The organism is Streptomyces sp. NPDC054840, from assembly GCF_053611065.1.
On sequence record NZ_JBSGZP010001151.1, the window covers coordinates 1 to 1,133 of the forward strand.

The following is a 1,133-nucleotide window of genomic DNA, read 5'->3' on the forward strand; positions in this document are numbered from 1 at the left end:
GTCCCGGGCCGTCAGCATCAGGATCGGCGTGGTGTCGCCGGTGGCGCGGATACGGCGGGCGGCCGTCAGCCCGTCCATCCGGGGCATCTGGATGTCCAGGACGATCAGGTCGGGGGAGTACGAGGCCGCCCGGTCGAGGGCGTCGAGCCCGTCGACGGCGGTCTGCACGGCGTACCCCTCGAAGGCGAGACTGCGGCGCAGGGCCTCGCGTACGGCCGGTTCGTCGTCGACGACGAGGATCCGCGCTTCGCCTTCGGCGGGATTCATGGATGGGTCTCCCAGAGGTGGTGGTCGGCCGTGGAGTGCGGCCCGGGACGGCGCCTCCAGCCTCGCACGGGTGGGTCAGAAGCTGGTGCCGAAGCCGTCGGCGGCGGAGCCGGAGCCGGTGCGGGAGCCCGTACCGGAGGAGCCCGCGCCGCCGGGGCCGCCCTTGCGCAGGGAGTTCAGGTCGGCCTTGATCGTGTCGACCGGGATGGCGAAGCCGAGGCCGACGCTGCCGGCCGCGGAGCTGCCGGAGGCGGGGGAGTAGATCGCGGAGGGCATGCCCACGATCCGGCCGTTCATGTCGACGAGGGCGCCGCCGGAGTTGCCGGGGTTGAGGGAGGCGTCCGTCTGGAGGGCCTTGTACGAGGTGGTGTCGGAGCCGGTGTCCCCGTTGAACTGGCGGCCGCCGAAGGAGAACGGCCAGCTGTCCTCGCCCTGCTGCCGGCCCTGCGGGGACCGCTGCTCCGACTTCGGCACCTTCACCTCTCGGTTCAGCGCGGAGACGATGCCGCTGGTGACGGTGCCGGTGAGGCCGTCGGGGGAGCCGATGGCGACGACCTGGTCGCCGACCTTGACGCTGCCGGAGTCGCCGAGTGCGGCGGGCTTCAGCCCGGAGGCGCCCTGGAGCTCGATCAGGGCCAGATCCTTGTCGGGGTCGGTGCCCACGATCTTGGCGGGGTACTTCTTGCCGTCGCTCATCGTCACCTGGATCTCGGCGGCGCCGCTCACCACGTGGTTGTTCGTGACGATCTCGCCGTCGGCACCGAGGACGATGCCGGAGCCGGTGCCCTGGCCGGAGCCGGTACTGACGTCGATGCGGACGACCGAGGGGCTGACCTGCTCGGCGACTCCGGCGACGGTGCCGGAGC

At 72.2% G+C, this 1,133-nt stretch carries 2 protein-coding genes; both read right to left on the reverse strand.

Annotated features, from left to right (window positions below; genetic code table 11):
* The coding region (locus ACWGIU_RS38280) for a response regulator (protein ID WP_453712756.1) at positions 1-267 on the reverse strand (267 nt) is incomplete at its 3' end.
* Positions 268-342: 75 nt separating this feature from the next.
* Positions 343-1,133, reverse strand: a 791-nt coding sequence (locus tag ACWGIU_RS38285; protein ID WP_453712757.1) for a S1C family serine protease, incomplete at its 5' end; no start/stop codon positions are given.